Raw genomic sequence first — 18323 nt, forward strand, 5'->3', positions numbered from 1 at the left:
GCCATTTATCACCGGGTTACTCACAGTTTTTTAACTTTCTGATTTCCTGCTGGCGTTTTAACCGCCGGCACGGAAAACATAAGCTGTGAGAATCGGTTTGCCAGTAAGTATAAGCACATAAAAATGTGTGGCGCTATCAGCGTGCTCTATTTAGAATCGCCCCCCATGAAAACAGAGACTCCATCCGTAAAAATTGTTGCGGTTTCGGCTGACGAAGCCGGGCAACGTATCGATAACTTTTTGCGCACTCAGCTGAAAGGCGTGCCAAAAAGCATGATTTATCGCATTTTGCGTAAAGGCGAAGTGCGCGTGAATAAAAAGCGCATCAAGCCGGAATATAAGCTGGAAGCGGGCGACGAGGTGCGTATTCCGCCTGTGCGCGTGGCCGAGCGCGAAGAAGAAGCGGTGTCGCCGCATTTGCAAAAAGTGGCGGCGTTAAGCGACGTCATCATTTATGAAGATGATTATATTCTTGTGCTGAATAAGCCTTCCGGCACGGCCGTGCATGGCGGCAGCGGGTTGAGCTTTGGCGTTATCGAAGGGCTGCGCGCGTTGCGCCCGGAAGCCCGTTTTCTTGAACTGGTGCATCGCCTCGATCGTGATACTTCAGGCGTGTTGCTGGTAGCCAAAAAACGCTCTGCCCTGCGCTCGTTGCACGAACAACTGCGTGAGAAAGGGATGCAGAAAGATTATCTCGCGCTGGTGCGCGGGCAATGGCAGTCTCATGTCAAAGTCGTGCAAGCGCCATTGCTGAAAAATATTTTGCAGAGCGGCGAACGTATCGTGCGCGTCAGTCAGGAGGGTAAACCCTCCGAAACGCGCTTTAAAGTTGAAGAGCGCTACGCCAATGCTACGCTGGTGCGCTGCAGTCCAGTTACAGGACGCACGCATCAAATTCGCGTGCACACGCAGCATGCCGGGCATCCTATCGCTTTCGACGATCGGTATGGCGATCGCGAATTTGACCGTCAACTGGCGGGCACCGGACTGAACCGCCTGTTCCTCCACGCGGCGGCGCTGCGCTTTGAACATCCGCATACCGGCGAAACGATGCGGGTTGAGGCGCCGCTGGATGCTCAACTGCGCCACTGCCTGAAGGTCTTACGCGAAGCCATGTAATCCAACTGGGCAGCGGCGGAGTTATTTACAGCAAAGGGTTGCAACCTTCGTGACGCAGCATAGCGCAGAGCGCAATCAGCGGCAGCCCTACCAGCGTATTGGGATCGCGCCCCTCAAGCCGGTCGAACAGCGCAATGCCCAGCCCCTCGCTTTTAAAACTTCCGGCGCACTGGAAAGGGCGCTCAATGCGAACATAACCGGCAATCTCCGCATCGCTGAGATGGCGAAAATGCACATCGAATGGCTCGCACTCACGCTGTAAATGGCCGTTCGCGGAGTTGTATAAAGCAAGCCCTGTATAGAAAGAGATGATATTGCCGCGCGCTTTGCGAAGCTGGGCAATCGCGTTGTCTTCATTGTGCGGTTTACCCGTTATCTGCCCGTCCAGCACGCAAACTTGATCGGAGCCGATGATTAAATGTGCAGGAAATTGTTTCGCCAGAGCTTGCGCTTTTGCGCTGGCAAGTCTTAATACTAATTGACGGGCATTTTCTCCCGGCAATGGTGTTTCATCCACTTCAGGGGCGGCGGTGACAAACGGCAGACCCAACTTTTCGAGCAACTGGCGGCGAAAAGGGGAGGTGGAAGCAAGTACGACAGGGGTCATAGTTTTACGGCCAAAATAGCGGTTCGTGATTCGCTATTTTAAACTGAGGACCGCCCTGTGTGCGAATAAATGGCAAAAGGACAGTGAAAGCTGCCTTTTTCTTTGACTCTATGACGTTACAAAGTTAATATGCGCGCCCTATGCAAAAGGTAAAATTACCCCTGACTCTTGATCCGGTTCGTACGGCTCAAAAACGCCTTGATTACCAGGGTATCTATACTCCTGAACAGGTTGAGCGTGTCGCCGAATCTGTGGTCAGTGTGGACAGCGATGTGGAATGCGTCATGTCGTTTGCTATCGATAACCAACGTCTCGCTGTTTTAAAAGGCGATGCGAAGGTAACGGTAACGCTCGAATGTCAGCGTTGCGGTAAACCGTTTAGCCACGATGTCCATACAACGTATTGTTTCAGCCCGGTCGCTACAAACGAACAGGCTGAAGCACTCCCGGAAGCGTATGAGCCGATTGAGGTTAACGAATTCGGTGAAATCGACCTGCTGGCAATGGTGGAAGATGAAATCATCCTCGCCCTGCCGGTAGTTCCGGTGCATGATTCTGAACACTGTGAAGTGTCCGAGGCGGACATGGTCTTTGGCGAACTGCCTGAAGAGGCACAAAAACCAAATCCATTTGCCGTATTAGCCAGTTTAAAGCGTAAGTAATTGAGGAGTAAGGTCCATGGCCGTACAACAGAATAAACCAACCCGTTCCAAACGTGGCATGCGTCGTTCCCATGACGCGCTGACCGCTGTTACCAGCCTGTCTGTAGATAAGACTTCTGGTGAAACCCATCTGCGTCACCACGTCACCGCCGATGGTTACTACCGCGGCCGCAAGGTTATCGCTAAGTAATCACGCGCAAGCGTGATTCTGCTTAGTGTCAGTTCCCCGTGCAAACGGGGGATTAACGTCACCAGGCGATACCTTGACACGTCTAACCCTTGCGTTAGATGCCATGGGTGGGGACTTCGGTCCCTCCGTGACAGTGCCTGCAGCATTGCAGGCACTGGACGCGAATTCGCAATTGCACCTCCTTCTTGTCGGTCATCCCGACGCCATCACGCCATTACTCGCCAAAGCTGATTTCGAGCAGCGTTCAAGGTTGCAGATTATCCCTGCGGAATCGGTTATTGCCAGTGATGTACGTCCTTCGCAAGCCGTGCGCAATAGTCGCGGCACTTCCATGCGCGTCGCGCTGGAACTGGTTAAAGAGGGTCGCGCCCAGGCCTGTATAAGCGCAGGGAATACTGGCGCGTTGATGGGGCTTGCAAAACTGTTGCTCAAACCGCTTGAAGGTATTGAGCGGCCCGCGCTCATGACCGTCCTGCCGCATCAGCAGCAAGGTAAAACGGTGGTGCTGGATCTGGGCGCCAATGTGGATTGCGACAGTACGATGCTGGCGCAGTTCGCTATCATGGGGTCGGTAATGGCGGAAGAAGTACTCGACATTAAACGGCCCCGCGTCGCGCTGCTTAATATCGGCGAAGAAGAGAGCAAAGGGCTGGACAGCATCCGGGATGCGGCAACGTTGCTGAAATCAGTGCCGGAAATTAATTACATAGGCTATCTTGAGGCCAATGAATTGCTGACCGGCAAAACCGATGTGCTGGTGTGCGATGGTTTTGTCGGCAACGTCACCCTTAAAACTATGGAAGGGGTGGTAAGAATGTTTCTTTCGCTGCTGAAATCGCAGGGCGAAGGGAAAAAGCGGTCGTGGTGGTGGCTTTTATTAAAGCATTGGTTACAAAAAAGCCTTTCCAGGCGATTCAGTCACCTCAACCCCGACCAGTATAATGGCGCCTGTCTGTTAGGATTGCGCGGCACCGTAATTAAGAGCCACGGAGCCGCCAATCAGCGAGCGTTTGCTGTCGCGATTGAACAGGCAGTGCAGGCGGTGCAGCGACAAGTCCCTCAGCGGATTGCCGCTCGCCTGGAATCTTTATACCCTACCGGTTTTGCGCTGCGGGAAGCCGAGAAGCCTGAAATTACGCCGGAAAAGAAATAATTATCTACACCGGCAGGCGCAGCTTTTCGTAAACGGCCTGAACAAGACGGGTATATTACCCAAGAGTGACTGAGCGTACATGTATACAAAGATTATTGGTACAGGCAGCTATCTGCCCCAACAAGTGCGGACTAACGCCGATCTGGAAAAAATGGTGGATACCTCTGACGAATGGATCGTCACACGTACCGGTATCCGTGAACGTCGCATTGCGGCGCCAGGCGAAACGGTTGCTACCATGGGTGCCCAGGCGGCACTGAAAGCGCTGGAAATGGCGGAAATCGATAAAGATCAGATCGATCTGATTATTGTCGCAACCACTTCCGCGACTCACGCTTTTCCAAGCGCGGCCTGTCAGGTCCAGGCGCTGCTCGGCATTAAAGGCTGCCCGGCGTTTGACGTCGCTGCGGCCTGCGCAGGTTTTACTTACGGCTTAAGCATTGCCGACCAGTACGTGAAATCTGGCGCTGCGAAAAACGCGCTGGTGATTGGTTCTGACGTGCTGGCGCGTACGCTCGATCCTAACGATCGCGGTACGATTATTCTTTTTGGCGACGGCGCGGGCGCGGTGGTTCTCGGCGCTAGCGAAGAGCCAGGCATTCTGTCCACGCATCTTCATGCGGATGGCAGCTACGGTGAGCTGCTGACGCTGCCAAACCAGGATCGTCTGAACCCGGACAGCGCTACCTATCTGACCATGGCGGGCAACGAGGTGTTTAAAGTTGCGGTGACTGAGCTTGCCCATATTGTGGACGAGACGCTCGAAGCCAACCAACTCGACCGCGCTGCGCTGGACTGGCTGGTGCCGCACCAGGCGAATCTGCGCATTATCAGCGCTACCGCCAGAAAGCTTGGCATGTCGATGGATAACGTTGTGGTTACGCTCGACAGACACGGCAACACTTCTGCCGCCTCTGTGCCAAGCGCGCTGGACGAAGCGGTTCGCGACGGACGCATCAAACCAGGCCACCTGGTGCTGCTTGAGGCCTTCGGCGGCGGCTTCACCTGGGGTTCCGCGCTGGTTCGTTTTTGATTAATAAGGATTAAAAACATGACGCAATTTGCATTTGTGTTTCCGGGCCAGGGGTCGCAGGCCGTTGGCATGCTCTCTGAACTGGCGGCTGAGTTTCCGGTCATTGAAGAGACTTTTCGTGAAGCCTCTGCCGCGCTGGGATACGATTTATGGGCGCTGACCCAAAACGGTCCGGCTGAAGAGCTGAACAAAACCTGGCAGACCCAGCCGGCGTTGCTTACTGCATCCGTAGCGCTCTGGCGCGTATGGCAGCAGCAGGGCGGTAAAACTCCTGCAATGATGGCGGGACACAGCCTTGGCGAATATTCAGCACTGGTATGCGCTGGCGTGCTGGGTTTTGCCGATGCGGTTCGCCTGGTAGAGCTGCGCGGTAAATTCATGCAGGAAGCGGTGCCGGAAGGCACCGGCGCCATGTCTGCGATTATCGGCCTGGATGACGAATCCATCGCGAAAGCGTGCGAAGAAGCGGCGCAAGGGCAGGTCGTTTCTCCGGTTAACTTCAACTCGCCAGGCCAGGTGGTTATCGCCGGTCAAAAAGAGGCGGTCGAACGTGCGGGCGCCGCCTGCAAAGCCGCAGGCGCCAAGCGTGCGCTGCCTTTGCCGGTAAGCGTGCCTTCCCACTGCGCGCTGATGAAGCCTGCGGCGGAAAAACTTGCCGTTGAACTTGAAAAAATGACGTTTAACGCGCCGCAGATTCCGGTTGTGAATAATGTGGACGTGAAATGTGAAACGGCGCCGGAAGCGATTCGCGATGCGCTGGTTCGCCAGCTTTATAGCCCCGTCCAGTGGACGAAGAGCGTTGAATTTATGGCGTCTCAGGGCGTAACGCAGCTTTATGAAGTCGGTCCGGGTAAAGTATTAACCGGTCTGACAAAACGTATTGTTGACACCCTGACGGCGGCGGCGATTAACGAGCCTGCGAGCCTGTCAGCGGCACTTGCGCAATAAAACGAGGAAAACCATGAGTTTTGAAGGAAAAGTCGCGCTGGTCACTGGTGCAAGCCGCGGTATCGGCCGCGCTATTGCTGAAACGCTCGTCGCTCGCGGCGCGAAAGTTATCGGCACCGCAACCAGCGAGAGCGGAGCCAAAGCCATTAGCGAATATCTGGGCGCACAGGGTAAAGGTCTGATGTTGAATGTGACCGATCCGGCATCTATTGAATCCGTTCTGGAAAATATTCGCGCAGAATTTGGCGAAGTGGACATCCTGGTTAATAATGCCGGGATCACTCGCGATAACCTGCTGATGCGCATGAAAGATGACGAGTGGAACGATATTCTGGAAACTAACTTGTCATCGGTTTTCCGTCTGTCAAAAGCGGTAATGCGAGCTATGATGAAGAAGCGTCACGGTCGCATTATCACTATCGGTTCTGTGGTCGGTACCATGGGAAATGCCGGTCAGGCCAACTACGCTGCGGCGAAAGCGGGTCTTATCGGTTTCAGTAAATCGCTGGCGCGCGAAGTCGCGTCCCGCGGTATTACTGTAAACGTTGTTGCTCCGGGTTTTATTGAAACGGACATGACGCGTGCGCTGTCTGACGATCAGCGTGCGGGTATTCTGGCGCAGGTTCCTGCGGGTCGTTTAGGCGACGCAAAAGAAATCGCCAGCGCGGTTGCATTTTTAGCCTCTGACGAAGCAGGTTACATCACTGGTGAGACCCTGCACGTCAACGGCGGAATGTATATGGTTTAACCACGATTAAAATTATTTGCGTTATCAGGGCAAAAACCCTCAAAATAGCGTAAAATCGTGGTAAGACCTGCCGGGATTTAGTTGCATCTTTTTCAACATTTTATACACTACGAAAACCATCGCGAAAGCGAGTTTTGATAGGAAATTTAAGAGTATGAGCACTATCGAAGAACGCGTTAAGAAAATTATCGGCGAACAGCTGGGCGTTAAGCAGGAAGAAGTTACCAACAATGCTTCCTTCGTTGAAGACCTGGGCGCTGATTCTCTTGACACCGTTGAGCTGGTAATGGCTCTGGAAGAAGAGTTTGATACTGAGATTCCGGACGAAGAAGCTGAGAAAATCACCACCGTTCAGGCTGCCATTGATTACATCAACGGTCACCAGGCGTAAGTGAACATCTCCAGGCGGTCACTCGACCGCCTGAGTTTTATCTATTTGTCCCACAAGTATCTTATTTTTCCCTCCCTGGAGGACAAACGTGTCTAAGCGTCGTGTAGTTGTGACCGGACTGGGCATGTTGTCTCCTGTCGGCAATACCGTAGAGTCTACCTGGAAAGCTCTCCTTGCCGGTCAGAGTGGCATCAGCCTGATCGACCATTTCGATACTAGCGCCTATGCAACGAAATTTGCTGGCTTAGTAAAGGATTTTAACTGCGAAGACATTATCTCGCGCAAAGAACAGCGCAAGATGGATGCCTTTATTCAATATGGAATTGTTGCCGGCGTACAGGCCATGCAGGATTCTGGTCTGGTGGTGACGGAAGAAAATGCTACCCGTATGGGTGCAGCGATTGGTTCCGGTATCGGCGGCCTTGGCCTTATCGAAGAGAACCACAGCTCGATGGTGCAAGGCGGTCCGCGTAAAATCAGTCCGTTCTTTGTACCTTCAACCATTGTTAACATGGTGGCCGGACATTTGACCATCATGTATGGCCTGCGCGGCCCGAGCATCTCTATCGCCACGGCCTGTACTTCTGGCGTGCACAACATCGGTCACGCGGCGCGTATCATCGCTTATGGCGATGCGGACGTTATGCTGGCAGGTGGCGCGGAAAAAGCCAGCACCCCGCTGGGCGTGGGTGGTTTTGGCGCGGCACGCGCGCTTTCTACGCGCAATGACAATCCGCAGGCTGCAAGTCGTCCATGGGATAAAGACCGCGACGGTTTCGTACTGGGCGACGGCGCCGGCATTATCGTGCTCGAAGAATACGAACACGCGAAAAAACGCGGCGCGAAAATTTATTGCGAGATCGTCGGCTTTGGTATGAGCAGCGATGCCTACCATATGACCTCGCCGCCAGAAAATGGCGCAGGGGCGGCGCTGGCGATGACCAACGCACTGCGCGACGCGGCCATCGAACCGAGCCTGATTGGCTACGTGAATGCTCACGGCACCTCCACTCCGGCAGGCGACGTAGCGGAAGCGCAGGCGGTTAAATCGGTCTTCGGCGATGCGGCGAAAAGCGTTATGGTTAGCTCCACGAAATCGATGACGGGCCACCTGTTAGGCGCGGCAGGGGCGGTAGAATCTATCTACTCCATCCTTGCACTGCGCGACCAGGCTATTCCGCCGACCATCAACCTGGACAATCCTGACGAGGGTTGCGACCTCGACTTCGTTCCTCATGAAGCGCGTCAGGTTTCCGGTATGGAATACACGTTGTGTAACTCCTTCGGCTTCGGCGGTACTAACGGCTCTTTAATCTTCAAAAAGATCTAATCCCGCTTTTAAGGCCCGGTTATCCGGGCCTTTTTCCTGAGAGTTCTCCGCTTGCCCCGCCCTGGTCATCCTGCCACACTACCCGGCGACCCGATAAAGGAGCCGATATGTTCTTAATTAACGGAACCTGGCAGGATTCATTGCCTGCAAACGATCGCGCTATTCAATTTGGCGACGGTTGTTTCACTACCGCTCGTGTTGTTAATGGCCAGGTTCAGATGCTCGACGCGCATCTGCAACGATTGCGTCAGGGCTGTGAAAGGCTGGCGCTCACTCAGCCCGACTGGTCTTGTCTCGCCGGGGAGATGAAGAGTCTTGCTCAGACGAGTCCGCTGGGCGTACTGAAGGTTATCCTTACCCGTGGCGCTGGCGGGCGTGGCTATAGCGCGGCCGGATGTCAGCAACCCGCTCGCATACTTTCCCTTTCCGCTTTTCCCGGTTTTTATTCGCAGTGGCGAGAGGAAGGGATCGACCTTACGCTTAGCCCCGTCAGGCTTGGGCGAAACCCTGCTCTCGCTGGCATCAAACACTTAAATCGTCTGGAGCAGGTGCTTATTCGCGCGCATCTTGAACAGACCCCTGCCCACGAGGCGCTGGTGCTTGACAGCGAAGGGTGGCTTACGGAATGCTGTGCGGCTAATTTGTTCTGGCGTAAAGGAAACCGGGTATTTACGCCTTATGTCGATCAGGCTGGCGTTAATGGCATTATGCGCCAGCATATCCTGACGCTATTGCATGCTTCCCGCTGGGATGTGAAGGAAGCGCGCGAAACACCCGAAACGCTGAAAGAGGCCGATGAGCTTCTTATCTGCAACGCGCTGTTGCCTGTTGCGCCCGTACGGCGAGCAGAGGGCGTTGAATACGCTTCACGCGAGTTATATGAATTTTTGGCTCCCCACTGTGAGTAATTTGATCCAATGAAAAAATTGTTGCGCTTAGTGATCCTGCTACTGGTTATTCTGGGGATAGCCGCTGGCGTAGGGTACTGGAAAGTGCGCCAGCTGGCGCGAAGCCCGCTTACTCTCAAAGAAGAAAAAATCTTCACGCTTAAAGCCGGCACCGGCAGGCTGGCGCTGGGGCAGCAGCTTTATGATGAGCGCATTATCAATCGCCCGCGTGTCTTTCAGTGGCTGCTGCGCATAGAACCCGAACTTTCCCACTTTAAAGCGGGAACGTACCGCTTCACGCCGGGCATGACCGTTCGGGAGATGCTGGCATTGCTGGCAAGCGGCAAAGAGGCGCAGTTTCCGCTGCGTTTTGTCGAGGGTATGCGCTTAAGCGACTGGCTCAAACAGCTGCGCGACGCGCCGTACGTTAAACACACGCTAAAAGATGATGACTACGCCACGGTTGCTAAGGCCGTCGCGCTTGAAAATCCACAGTGGGTGGAGGGGTGGTTCTGGCCTGATACCTGGCTTTATACGGCTAATACCACTGACGTGGCGATATTAAAACGCGCTCATCATAAAATGGCCAAAGCGGTAGACGCCATTTGGCAGAGCAGGGTAGAGAACTTGCCTTATAAAGACCCGAATCAGCTCGTTACAATGGCTTCTATTATTGAAAAAGAGACGGCGGTTGCCAGCGAACGCGACCAGGTGGCCTCGGTTTTTATCAACCGCCTGCGCGTTGGCATGCGTTTGCAAACCGACCCAACGGTAATTTACGGTATGGGCGCGAGCTATAACGGCAAACTGACGCGTAACGACCTGGAAACCCCGACGCCCTATAACACGTATGTCATCAGCGGATTGCCGCCAGGACCTATCGCTATTCCAGGCGAGGCTTCCTTGAAAGCGGCGGCCCATCCGGCTAAAACGCCTTACCTTTACTTTGTCGCTGACGGGAAAGGCGGTCACACCTTCACGACTAATCTCGCGAGCCACAACAAGGCAGTGCAGGATTACCTGAAAGTACTTAAGGATAAAAATGAGCAGTAAATACATCGTCATCGAAGGGCTGGAAGGGGCCGGCAAAACCACTGCCCGCAATATCATTGTGGAGGCCCTTGGCGAATCAGGCGTAACAGATATTGTCTTTACGCGCGAGCCCGGCGGCACCCTGCTCGCTGAAAAACTGCGTAGCCTGATTCTGGATATCAAATCGGTCGGCGATGAAGTCATTACGGATAAAGCAGAACTGCTGATGTTTTATGCCGCGCGCGTGCAGCTGGTGGAGACGGTTATCAAACCAGCGCTTGCTCGCGGTGCGTGGGTGATTGGCGACCGCCACGATCTCTCCACCCAGGCCTACCAGGGAGGCGGGCGCGGCATCGATCGTCACCTGCTGACAACGTTGCGTGATGCGGTTTTAGGTGATTTTGCCCCGGATTTAACGCTATATCTGGATGTTGATCCGCTAGTCGGGCTTGAGCGAGCCAGAGCGCGTGGCGAACTGGATCGCATCGAACAGGAATCTGTCGATTTCTTTAACCGCACGCGCGCCCGTTATCTTGAACTGGCGGCGGCGGATAGCCGTATTAAAACCATCAACGCCAGCCAGCCGCTGGAACAGGTAACCGCCGCCGTACGTGAAACCGTAACCCGGTGGGTGAAGGGGCAGGCGTAATGAAATGGTATCCCTGGTTACGTCCCTCTTTTGAGCAATTAATTTCCGCTTATCAGGCCGGACGGGGACACCATGCGCTGCTGATTCATGCGCTTCCCGGTATGGGCGAAGATGCGCTGATCTATGCGCTTAACCGCTGGCTGCTGTGCCAGCAACCGCAGGGACAAAAAAGCTGCGGGCACTGCCGCGGTTGCCAACTGATGCAGGCGGGTACCCATCCCGATTATTACGTGGCTGAGCCGGAAAAGGGTAAAGCCACGCTCGGTATTGACGCCGTGCGCGCCATCACCGAAAAGCTTTATGAGCGGGCGCGGCAGGGCGGAGCGAAAGTGGTCTGGCTGAAAGACGCGGCGCAACTTACTGAAGCGGCGGCTAACGCGCTGCTCAAGACGCTGGAAGAGCCGCCAGAAAATACCTGGTTCTTTCTCGGTTGCCGTGAGCCTGAACGTCTTCTCGCCACACTGCGAAGCCGCTGCTTCTACTATTATCTCGCGCCGCCTGAAACGCGCTATGCCCTCGCCTGGCTTGCGCGTGAAATCCCGGCCGCGGTTGAAGAGCAAAATGCCGCGCTGCGCTTAAGCAGCGGCGCGCCCGCCGCCGCGCTGGCATTGTTACAACCTGAACAGTGGCAACAACGCCATGCGTTGATAGAGAAACTGGCTCAGACGCTGAACAGTCGCGACTGGCTCTCCTTGCTGACGGTGCTCAATCATGAGCAGGCAAACCAGCGTCTGTTCTGGCTGGCGGCGTTCCTGTTAGATGTACGCAAAACTCAGCAGGGGGCGGGACAATGGCTAACGAATACCGACTGTCAGCCGCTCATTTCCCAACTCTCCAGACAACTTTCCGCCGCCGTGCTACAGGCGATGTTGAGCGATATATTCCACTGCCGGGAGCAACTGACAACCGTAGCGGGTCTTAACCGCGAACTGGTGCTGAGTGAAATGTTATTAACCTGGGAGCGGTACTTGCGCCCCGGCGCGCTTCTCCCTTCATCTGCTATCTGAGAGACGTTATGTTTTTAGTCGACTCCCACTGCCATCTTGATGGCCTGAATTATGAAACCCTGCATAAAGACGTTGACGATGTTCTGGCGAAAGCCGCAGCGCGGGATGTAAAATTTTTCCTTGCGGTCGCCACTACGCTGCCGGGCTATCAGTCAATGCGGGAATTAGTGGGAGAGCGTGACAACGTCGTGTTCTCCTGCGGCGTTCATCCTTTAAATCAGGATGAAGAGTACAATGTAGAAACGCTGCGGACGCTTGCCGCTGAGCCGGGCGTCGTGGCGATGGGGGAAACCGGTCTGGATTACTATTACACCCCGGAAACCAAAGCGCGCCAGCAGGAATCATTTCGCAACCATATCCGCATAGGGCGTGAACTCAACAAGCCGGTCATCGTGCACACCCGCGATGCGCGTGAAGATACATTAGCTATCTTGCGTGAAGAAAAAGCGATGGACTGCGCAGGCGTACTACACTGTTTTACAGAGGATCGTGAAACGGCGGGTAAGCTGCTCGATCTTGGCTTCTATATTTCGTTTTCCGGCATTGTGACTTTCCGTAATGCGGAGCAGCTGCGCGAAGCCGCACGTTATGTACCATTGGATCGCTTACTGGTTGAAACGGATTCGCCTTACCTTGCGCCTGTACCGCATCGGGGTAAGGAGAATCAACCCGCACTCGTCAGGGACGTCGCTGAATATATGGCTGTTTTGAAAGGCGTTTCCGTCGATGAGCTGGCGAAAGCCACCACGCAGAATTTTTCTCAACTGTTCCATATCGACGCTGCCCGCCTGCAATCTGCCTGAAAATTCGCAGTTATTTTAAAGCTCGTAATTAATAAGCAAAGCGAGTAAAGTTCACCGCCTCGAAAAAGGCGGTGAGCGCTCGTCTGGAAACATTCAGATACCCTTATTGTAAAGATATGCAAGTTTTCGCTTCGTCATTTTCTGAAACGTGATAACCGTCAAACAACCACAGAGGGATTTATTTTACTCTGTGTAATAAATAAAAGGGCACTCAGATGCCCTGTTTATGGCCTGTTTCTCCCCACAGGCTGATGCGTGAATCGCGTATAAAAGCACAAATACTCAGGAGCACTCTCAATTATGTTTAAGAATGCATTTGCTAACCTGCAAAAGGTAGGTAAATCGCTGATGCTGCCGGTATCCGTACTGCCTATCGCAGGTATCCTGCTGGGCGTCGGTTCTGCAAACTTCAGCTGGCTGCCGGCAGTGGTTTCTCATGTGATGGCTGAAGCGGGCGGTTCCGTTTTCGCCAACATGCCGCTTATTTTTGCTATCGGTGTGGCGCTGGGCTTCACCAATAATGATGGCGTATCGGGTCTGGCTGCGGTGGTTGCGTATGGCATCATGGTTAAAACCATGGCTGTGGTCGCGCCGCTGGTGTTGCACTTGCCTGCTGAACAAATTGCGGCGCAACACCTCGCGGATACCGGTGTTCTTGGCGGCATCATCGCAGGTGCGATTGCGGCTTATATGTTCAACCGCTTCTATCGTATCAAGCTTCCTGAGTATCTGGGCTTCTTCGCCGGCAAGCGTTTTGTTCCGATTATCTCCGGTCTGACCGCGATTATCTTCGGCGTACTGCTTTCCTTTATTTGGCCGCCGATTGGCTCTGCTATTCAGACCTTCTCTCAATGGGCTGCTTATCAGAACCCGGTTGTCGCATTTGGCATCTACGGTTTCGTTGAACGCTGCCTGGTGCCGTTTGGTCTGCATCACATCTGGAACGTTCCTTTCCAGATGCAGATTGGCGAATTCACCAACGCTGCAGGTCAGGTATTCCACGGCGATATTCCGCGTTATATGGCGGGCGACCCGACGGCGGGCAAACTCTCCGGCGGCTTCCTGTTCAAAATGTATGGTCTGCCGGCTGCTGCTATCGCTATCTGGCATTCCGCTAAGCCGGAAAACCGCGCGAAAGTGGGCGGCATCATGATCTCCGCTGCGCTGACCTCGTTCCTGACGGGTATTACCGAGCCGATCGAGTTCTCTTTCATGTTCGTTGCGCCGATTCTGTACGCTATCCACGCGGTGCTGGCCGGTCTGGCGTTCCCGATCTGTATCCTTCTGGGTATGCGTGACGGCACCAGCTTCTCGCACGGTCTGATCGACTTTATCGTACTGAGCGGCAACGGCAGCAAGCTGTGGCTGTTCCCGATTGTCGGCCTTGGTTATGCAGCGGTTTACTACACTGTGTTCCGCGTGTTGATCAAAGCGCTTGACCTGAAAACCCCGGGTCGTGAAGACGCAACTGAAGAAACTAAAGCTGGCGCATCCAGCGAAATGGCGCCAGCGCTGGTGGCGGCTTTCGGTGGTAAAGAGAACATCACTAACCTGGACGCTTGTATTACCCGTCTGCGTGTTAGCGTGGCCGACGTAGCGAAAGTCGACCAGGCTGGCCTGAAGAAACTGGGCGCGGCAGGCGTAGTTGTTGCAGGTTCCGGCGTTCAGGCTATTTTCGGCACCAAGTCCGATAACCTGAAAACCGAAATGGATGATTACATCCGCAACAGCTAACAAAATCCGGGGAGACAAAAGGAGGCGAAAGCCTCCTTTTTTGTTTTAAAGGGCAGCAGTTAAAAAAGAAAACGTCCGTTGAGGTTGAAAGATAAGGAATATCTCGCTCATACTCCCTTCACAGGTTAATGTAGAAGGATAGTGTCATGGCCGAAGAAACCATTTTTAGCAAAATTATTCGCCGGGAAATTCCCTCCGATATCGTCTGGCAGGATGAGCTGGTTACCGCTTTCAGGGATATTTCACCGCAAGCTCCTACCCACATTCTTATTATCCCTAATATCCTGATTCCTACTGTAAATGACGTAACGGAAGCGCACGAGCAGGCGCTCGGGCGCATGGTAACCGTGGCGGCGAAAATCGCCCGTCAGGAAGGCATTGACGAGGATGGCTATCGCCTGATCATGAATTGTAATCGTCATGGCGGGCAGGAGGTTTACCACATTCATATGCACCTGCTCGGGGGCCGTCCGCTGGGGCCGATGCTTACGCGCCGGGATGCATAAAATGCGCTTTCCTCGCCTTGCCTGGATGCTTGCAGCAACCTTCGTGGCGACGGGGTGCAGTTCGCGTCCTGCCATTCCGGTCAATGAAAAACAGGCGCTGGTAATGGAATCCAGCATGCTGGCTGCCGGTATAACCGCCGAAAAACCAGACTTTTCTTTGCCAGAAGGGCGGCCCACGGCTTCGTCAACGATTTACAATGAAAGAGACAGCGCTGTCCCCGTTCATTATCGTTATTACTGGTATGACGAAAAGGGACTGGAGGTACAGCCGCTGGAAGTACCTAAAACCATTATTGTGCCTGCGAAAGGGCAAGTGACCGTCACTGCCAGTTCGTCGTTCTACGGCGCGCGTAAGGTGCGTCTGTATCTCTATTTGTAAGGGGTGAACTTTGATCAGATTTTATCGCTATGTGCTGCCTGGCATCATAGCCATGCTGCTTTCTGGATGTATTATGCGCGGCGAACAGCAGCCTGCGCCAGTGGAAGAGGCCCAGCCGACGCCCCAGCAGCCGACTCAACCGCTGCCGCCAACGCAGCCGGTACCGACGGTGCCTTCCGTCCCGAGCGTTCCGACGCAGCCGGGCCCGATTGAACATCCGGCGGAAACCGCACCGGCAGAGCCGAAAGTGCGCACCTACGACTGGAGCGGCGCGATGCAGCCGATGGTCGGCAAAATGCTGCAGGCGCAGGGTGTGAATGCCGGTAGCGTGCTGCTGGTGGACAGCGTTAACAACCGCACCAACGGCTCGCTGCAGACTTCAGCGGCAACCGAAGCGCTGCGCGGGGCGCTGGCCAACAACAATAAATTTACTCTGGTTTCCGCCCAACAGCTGGCGATGGCGAAGCAGCAACTGGGGCTTTCCCCGCAGGACAGCCTTGGCTCGCGTAGCAAAGCGATTGGCATCGCCCGTAACGTCGGCGCTCAGTATGTGCTTTACAGCAATGCCAGCGGCAGCGTCGGCGCGCCGACATTGCAAATGCAGTTGATGCTGGTGCAAACCGGCGAAATTATCTGGTCAGGCAAAGGTGCGGTACAGCAAACCCAGTAAAGCGACGCTGCAGTCGCTTCTTTCCCGACATTTCCCGGCGGCTTCGGCCGCCGGTGTTTTATCTGAGCTTGAAGGACTGAGCGGCGGCGCCTGGCGCGTTACGCTTGGCGAACGCGAATTCATTGCGCGCGCGCGACCCGACGCTCAGCAAAACGGCGTAACGTTTTCGCGGCTGTACCGAGCGTTGCGCCAGATGCCGACAAGCCTTGCGCCGCAACCCCATTTTTTTGCACATGGCTGGCTGGTCGCCGATTATCTGCCTGGCGCGATAAACCCTGTTATGCCGCCAGTCCCACAACTCGCTTCTCTGCTGTATCATCTGCATCAACAGCCTCGTTTCGGCTGGCGCATTCAACTCCTTCCCTTGCTGGAACATTACTGGCAGGCGTGCGATCCCGCGAGGAGAACCGCAGGTTGGCTGCGGTTGCTAAAAAGGCTGCGTCGCCAGGGTGAACCACGGCCGCTGCGGCTTGCGCCGTTGCATATGGATGTTCACCCGGGCAACCTGGTGCATCAGTCCGGGGGAATAAAACTGATCGACTGGGAATATGCAGGCGACGGCGATATTGCGCTTGAGCTGGCTTCGGTCTGGCTTGAGGAGCAAGAACGAGAGGCGCTGGTTGCCAGCTATGCGCAACTGGCTGCTCTCAGCGTGACAGCGCTGCAACGTCAGGTAAAGCGCTGGCGGCTCTGGGTCTGTCTGCTGATGGCGGGTTGGTATGAACTGCGCTGGCGTGAAACGAACAATCGACAATTTATCGCACTGGCGGACGACACATGGCGTCAGTGCGGCGTATCAGGATGAAAGAGAGGTCAATGTGGGTCCGGTAATGTTGGATGTGGCAGGTTTTGAGCTGGATGGCGAGGAGCGTGAGATTCTTCGGCATCCGCTGGTAGGAGGGCTCATTCTCTTTACGCGCAACTACCACGATCCGGAGCAATTGCGCGAGCTGGTAAGGCAAATTCGCGCCGCTTCACGCAATCATCTGGTTGTGGCGGTTGATCAGGAAGGCGGCCGCGTGCAGCGTTTTCGCGAAGGGTTTACCGCGCTTCCTGCTGCGCAAGCTTACGGCGCGCTGCTTGGGCAGGAGGAGGGCGGCGCTCTGGCGCGTGAGGCGGGATGGCTGATGGCGTGCGAAATGATAGCGATGGATATTGATATCAGCTTCGCTCCGGTACTGGATATCGGCCATATCAGCGCGGCTATCGGCGAGCGATCGTTTCATGCCGAGCCGCAAAAAGCGCGTGCCCTTGCCGCCCGCTTTATTGAAGGGATGCGGGAAGCGGGAATGAAGAGCACAGGCAAGCATTTCCCGGGGCATGGCGCGGTGACGGCGGATTCACACAAAGAGACGCCGCGCGACACGCGTCCGGCGGAAGTCATCCGTCAGCATGACATGACTATCTTTCGTGAGCTAATTAGTTACAACATACTTGACGCGATTATGCCGGCTCACGTTATCTACAGCGAAATCGACCCAAGGCCTGCCAGCGGTTCGCCTTACTGGCTGAAAAAGATTTTGCGGCAGGAACTGGGCTTTGACGGCGTGATTTTCTCTGACGATTTGTCAATGGAAGGCGCGGCGATTATGGGCAGCTACGCCGAGCGTGGGCAAGCCTCGCTGGACGCGGGTTGCGATATGATCCTCGTCTGTAATAATCGTAAAGGCGCAGTGAGCGTGCTGGATAACCTGTCGCCGATCAAAGCAGAACGTGTTACGAATTTGTATCATAAAGGTTCATTTACGCGTCAGGAATTGACGTCGTCAACGCGCTGGAAAACGGTACACAATCAGCTTGAAGCGCTGAACGCACGCTGGCAGGCGCATAAAGCGGGGCAATAACGCGCCGCTGGCCGCTTACGCTTACTGTGGTGAGGATGCGATGATTATCTACTTACACGGTTTTGATTCGAACAGCCCTGGCAATCATGAAAAAGTGCTGCAACTACAGTTTATCGATTCGGACGTACGTTTGATTAGCTATAGCACGCGTCATCCGAAACACGATATGCAGCATCTGCTCAAAGAAGTCGATAAAATGCTGCAGTTGAACGTCGACGACCGCCCGCTCATTTGTGGCGTAGGGCTTGGCGGCTACTGGGCCGAGCGGATTGGCTTTCTGTGCGACATGCGGCAGGTCATTTTCAACCCGAACCTGTTTCCTTATGAAAATATGGAAGGCAAGATAGACCGTCCGGAAGAGTATGTGGATATCGCCACCAAATGCGTAGAGAACTTTCGGGAGAAAAACCGCGACCGCTGCCTGGTTATTCTCTCCCGTCAGGATGAGGCGCTGGACAGTCAGCGCTCGGCGGATTTGCTACACCACTATTACGAAATCGTCTGGGACGAAGAGCAAACCCACAAGTTTAAAAACATTTCTCCGCACTTACAGCGCATCAAGGCGTTTAAAACCTTAGGCTAACGCGCGATTATCATCCCATACTGAAAGGGTCAGCTTCGGCTGGCCCTT

22 protein-coding genes are annotated in these 18323 nt (G+C 54.6%); 21 read left to right on the plus strand and 1 reads right to left on the minus strand.

Annotated features, from left to right (window positions below; translation table 11 throughout):
* Positions 1-165: 165 nt before the first annotated feature.
* On the plus strand, positions 166-1119 hold the full coding sequence (rluC, locus tag ACU4F7_RS08270; protein ID WP_034882058.1) for a 23S rRNA pseudouridine(955/2504/2580) synthase RluC: 954 nt from the start codon (positions 166-168) through the stop codon (positions 1117-1119).
* A 25-nt stretch (positions 1120-1144) separates the two neighbouring features.
* On the opposite strand, the gene ACU4F7_RS08275 is transcribed toward rluC, so the two are convergent.
* Positions 1145-1726: a Maf family protein gene (locus ACU4F7_RS08275; protein ID WP_029592513.1), complete on the minus strand. Its 582-nt coding sequence runs from the start codon at positions 1724-1726 to the stop codon at positions 1145-1147.
* Positions 1727-1866: 140 nt separating this feature from the next.
* On the opposite strand from ACU4F7_RS08275, the gene yceD reads away from it, so the two are divergent.
* The 20 genes from yceD to ycfP all read left to right on the plus strand — a co-directional run bounded on the left by yceD (position 1867) and on the right by ycfP (position 18275).
* Positions 1867-2388 carry a 23S rRNA accumulation protein YceD gene (gene yceD, locus ACU4F7_RS08280; protein WP_024556701.1) on the plus strand — a complete coding sequence of 174 codons (522 nt, stop codon included), beginning with the start codon at positions 1867-1869 and terminating at the stop codon, positions 2386-2388.
* Positions 2389-2404: 16 nt separating this feature from the next.
* Entirely contained in the window at positions 2405-2578 is a 174-nt protein-coding gene (rpmF, locus tag ACU4F7_RS08285; RefSeq protein WP_024551727.1) for a 50S ribosomal protein L32, read from the plus strand.
* A gap of 73 nt (positions 2579-2651) precedes the next feature.
* Positions 2652-3731 carry a phosphate acyltransferase PlsX gene (gene plsX, locus ACU4F7_RS08290; RefSeq protein WP_071809214.1) on the plus strand — a complete coding sequence of 360 codons (1080 nt, stop codon included), beginning with the start codon at positions 2652-2654 and terminating at the stop codon, positions 3729-3731.
* A 79-nt stretch (positions 3732-3810) separates the two neighbouring features.
* Positions 3811-4764 carry a beta-ketoacyl-ACP synthase III gene (locus tag ACU4F7_RS08295; protein ID WP_029592515.1) on the plus strand — a complete coding sequence of 318 codons (954 nt, stop codon included), beginning with the start codon at positions 3811-3813 and terminating at the stop codon, positions 4762-4764.
* A gap of 18 nt (positions 4765-4782) precedes the next feature.
* Positions 4783-5712, plus strand: coding sequence for an ACP S-malonyltransferase (fabD, locus tag ACU4F7_RS08300; RefSeq protein WP_481638417.1), 930 nt, complete (start codon positions 4783-4785; stop codon positions 5710-5712).
* A 13-nt stretch (positions 5713-5725) separates the two neighbouring features.
* Positions 5726-6460, plus strand: a complete 735-nt coding sequence (fabG, locus tag ACU4F7_RS08305) for a 3-oxoacyl-ACP reductase FabG (RefSeq protein ID WP_024556705.1) — start codon at positions 5726-5728, stop codon at positions 6458-6460.
* 154 nt (positions 6461-6614) lie between these two features.
* Complete coding sequence (gene acpP, locus ACU4F7_RS08310) at positions 6615-6851, plus strand: acyl carrier protein (protein ID WP_000103754.1); 237 nt, start codon at positions 6615-6617, stop codon at positions 6849-6851.
* 88 nt (positions 6852-6939) lie between these two features.
* The gene (gene fabF / locus ACU4F7_RS08315) at positions 6940-8181 is read left to right on the plus strand and encodes a beta-ketoacyl-ACP synthase II (RefSeq protein ID WP_481638418.1); all 1242 of its coding nucleotides are present in this window, start codon (positions 6940-6942) and stop codon (positions 8179-8181) included.
* 107 nt (positions 8182-8288) lie between these two features.
* Positions 8289-9089 carry an aminodeoxychorismate lyase gene (gene pabC, locus ACU4F7_RS08320; RefSeq protein ID WP_029592519.1) on the plus strand — a complete coding sequence of 267 codons (801 nt, stop codon included), beginning with the start codon at positions 8289-8291 and terminating at the stop codon, positions 9087-9089.
* A 9-nt stretch (positions 9090-9098) separates the two neighbouring features.
* Positions 9099-10121, plus strand: coding sequence for a cell division protein YceG (gene yceG, locus ACU4F7_RS08325; protein ID WP_481638419.1), 1023 nt, complete (start codon positions 9099-9101; stop codon positions 10119-10121).
* Entirely contained in the window at positions 10111-10749 is a 639-nt protein-coding gene (gene tmk / locus ACU4F7_RS08330; protein WP_481638420.1) for a dTMP kinase, read from the plus strand. The genes yceG and tmk overlap by 11 nt, the downstream gene beginning before the upstream one ends.
* Positions 10749-11756 carry a DNA polymerase III subunit delta' gene (gene holB, locus ACU4F7_RS08335; RefSeq protein ID WP_481638421.1) on the plus strand — a complete coding sequence of 336 codons (1008 nt, stop codon included), beginning with the start codon at positions 10749-10751 and terminating at the stop codon, positions 11754-11756. The genes tmk and holB overlap by 1 nt, the downstream gene beginning before the upstream one ends.
* Before the next feature lie 8 nt (positions 11757-11764).
* The gene (locus tag ACU4F7_RS08340; protein WP_029592523.1) at positions 11765-12559 is read left to right on the plus strand and encodes a metal-dependent hydrolase; all 795 of its coding nucleotides are present in this window, start codon (positions 11765-11767) and stop codon (positions 12557-12559) included.
* A 300-nt stretch (positions 12560-12859) separates the two neighbouring features.
* A complete protein-coding gene (ptsG, locus tag ACU4F7_RS08345; protein WP_029592524.1) occupies positions 12860-14293 on the plus strand; it encodes a PTS glucose transporter subunit IIBC in 1434 nt (477 codons plus the stop codon).
* A gap of 146 nt (positions 14294-14439) precedes the next feature.
* Complete coding sequence (gene hinT / locus ACU4F7_RS08350) at positions 14440-14799, plus strand: purine nucleoside phosphoramidase (protein WP_029592525.1); 360 nt, start codon at positions 14440-14442, stop codon at positions 14797-14799.
* Position 14800: 1 nt separating this feature from the next.
* Entirely contained in the window at positions 14801-15178 is a 378-nt protein-coding gene (locus ACU4F7_RS08355; protein WP_481638422.1) for a YcfL family putative periplasmic lipoprotein, read from the plus strand.
* A 52-nt stretch (positions 15179-15230) separates the two neighbouring features.
* Positions 15231-15848 (plus strand): penicillin-binding protein activator LpoB, encoded by a 618-nt coding sequence (lpoB, locus tag ACU4F7_RS08360; RefSeq protein WP_200863341.1) that lies wholly within the window; start codon positions 15231-15233, stop codon positions 15846-15848.
* The gene (gene thiK / locus ACU4F7_RS08365; RefSeq protein ID WP_481638423.1) at positions 15826-16653 is read left to right on the plus strand and encodes a thiamine kinase; all 828 of its coding nucleotides are present in this window, start codon (positions 15826-15828) and stop codon (positions 16651-16653) included. The genes lpoB and thiK overlap by 23 nt, the downstream gene beginning before the upstream one ends.
* Positions 16654-16666: 13 nt before the next feature.
* The gene (nagZ, locus tag ACU4F7_RS08370; protein ID WP_481638710.1) at positions 16667-17692 is read left to right on the plus strand and encodes a beta-N-acetylhexosaminidase; all 1026 of its coding nucleotides are present in this window, start codon (positions 16667-16669) and stop codon (positions 17690-17692) included.
* A 40-nt stretch (positions 17693-17732) separates the two neighbouring features.
* Positions 17733-18275 carry an alpha/beta hydrolase YcfP gene (gene ycfP / locus ACU4F7_RS08375; RefSeq protein ID WP_024556718.1) on the plus strand — a complete coding sequence of 181 codons (543 nt, stop codon included), beginning with the start codon at positions 17733-17735 and terminating at the stop codon, positions 18273-18275.
* Positions 18276-18323: the final 48 nt, after the last annotated feature.

It is taken from the genome of Franconibacter pulveris, assembly GCF_056780215.1.

Excerpts from the sequence above, each read along its gene's own strand:
- pabC (WP_029592519.1), top strand. The coding sequence starts at position 8,289 with ATGTTCTTAATTAACGGAACCTGGCAGGATTCATTGCCTGCAAACGAT.
- yceG (WP_481638419.1), top strand. The coding sequence starts at position 9,099 with ATGAAAAAATTGTTGCGCTTAGTGATCCTGCTACTGGTTATTCTGGGG.
- ACU4F7_RS08295 (WP_029592515.1), top strand. The coding sequence starts at position 3,811 with ATGTATACAAAGATTATTGGTACAGGCAGCTATCTGCCCCAACAAGTG.
- rluC (WP_034882058.1), top strand. The coding sequence starts at position 166 with ATGAAAACAGAGACTCCATCCGTAAAAATTGTTGCGGTTTCGGCTGAC.
- fabD (WP_481638417.1), top strand. The coding sequence starts at position 4,783 with ATGACGCAATTTGCATTTGTGTTTCCGGGCCAGGGGTCGCAGGCCGTT.
- ACU4F7_RS08275 (WP_029592513.1), bottom strand. The coding sequence starts at position 1,726 with ATGACCCCTGTCGTACTTGCTTCCACCTCCCCTTTTCGCCGCCAGTTG.
- ACU4F7_RS08340 (WP_029592523.1), top strand. The coding sequence starts at position 11,765 with ATGTTTTTAGTCGACTCCCACTGCCATCTTGATGGCCTGAATTATGAA.
- yceD (WP_024556701.1), top strand. The coding sequence starts at position 1,867 with ATGCAAAAGGTAAAATTACCCCTGACTCTTGATCCGGTTCGTACGGCT.
- ycfP (WP_024556718.1), top strand. The coding sequence starts at position 17,733 with ATGATTATCTACTTACACGGTTTTGATTCGAACAGCCCTGGCAATCAT.
- lpoB (WP_200863341.1), top strand. The coding sequence starts at position 15,231 with ATGCTGCTTTCTGGATGTATTATGCGCGGCGAACAGCAGCCTGCGCCA.
- ACU4F7_RS08355 (WP_481638422.1), top strand. The coding sequence starts at position 14,801 with ATGCGCTTTCCTCGCCTTGCCTGGATGCTTGCAGCAACCTTCGTGGCG.
- holB (WP_481638421.1), top strand. The coding sequence starts at position 10,749 with ATGAAATGGTATCCCTGGTTACGTCCCTCTTTTGAGCAATTAATTTCC.
- tmk (WP_481638420.1), top strand. The coding sequence starts at position 10,111 with ATGAGCAGTAAATACATCGTCATCGAAGGGCTGGAAGGGGCCGGCAAA.
- acpP (WP_000103754.1), top strand. The coding sequence starts at position 6,615 with ATGAGCACTATCGAAGAACGCGTTAAGAAAATTATCGGCGAACAGCTG.
- fabG (WP_024556705.1), top strand. The coding sequence starts at position 5,726 with ATGAGTTTTGAAGGAAAAGTCGCGCTGGTCACTGGTGCAAGCCGCGGT.
- hinT (WP_029592525.1), top strand. The coding sequence starts at position 14,440 with ATGGCCGAAGAAACCATTTTTAGCAAAATTATTCGCCGGGAAATTCCC.
- ptsG (WP_029592524.1), top strand. The coding sequence starts at position 12,860 with ATGTTTAAGAATGCATTTGCTAACCTGCAAAAGGTAGGTAAATCGCTG.
- rpmF (WP_024551727.1), top strand. The coding sequence starts at position 2,405 with ATGGCCGTACAACAGAATAAACCAACCCGTTCCAAACGTGGCATGCGT.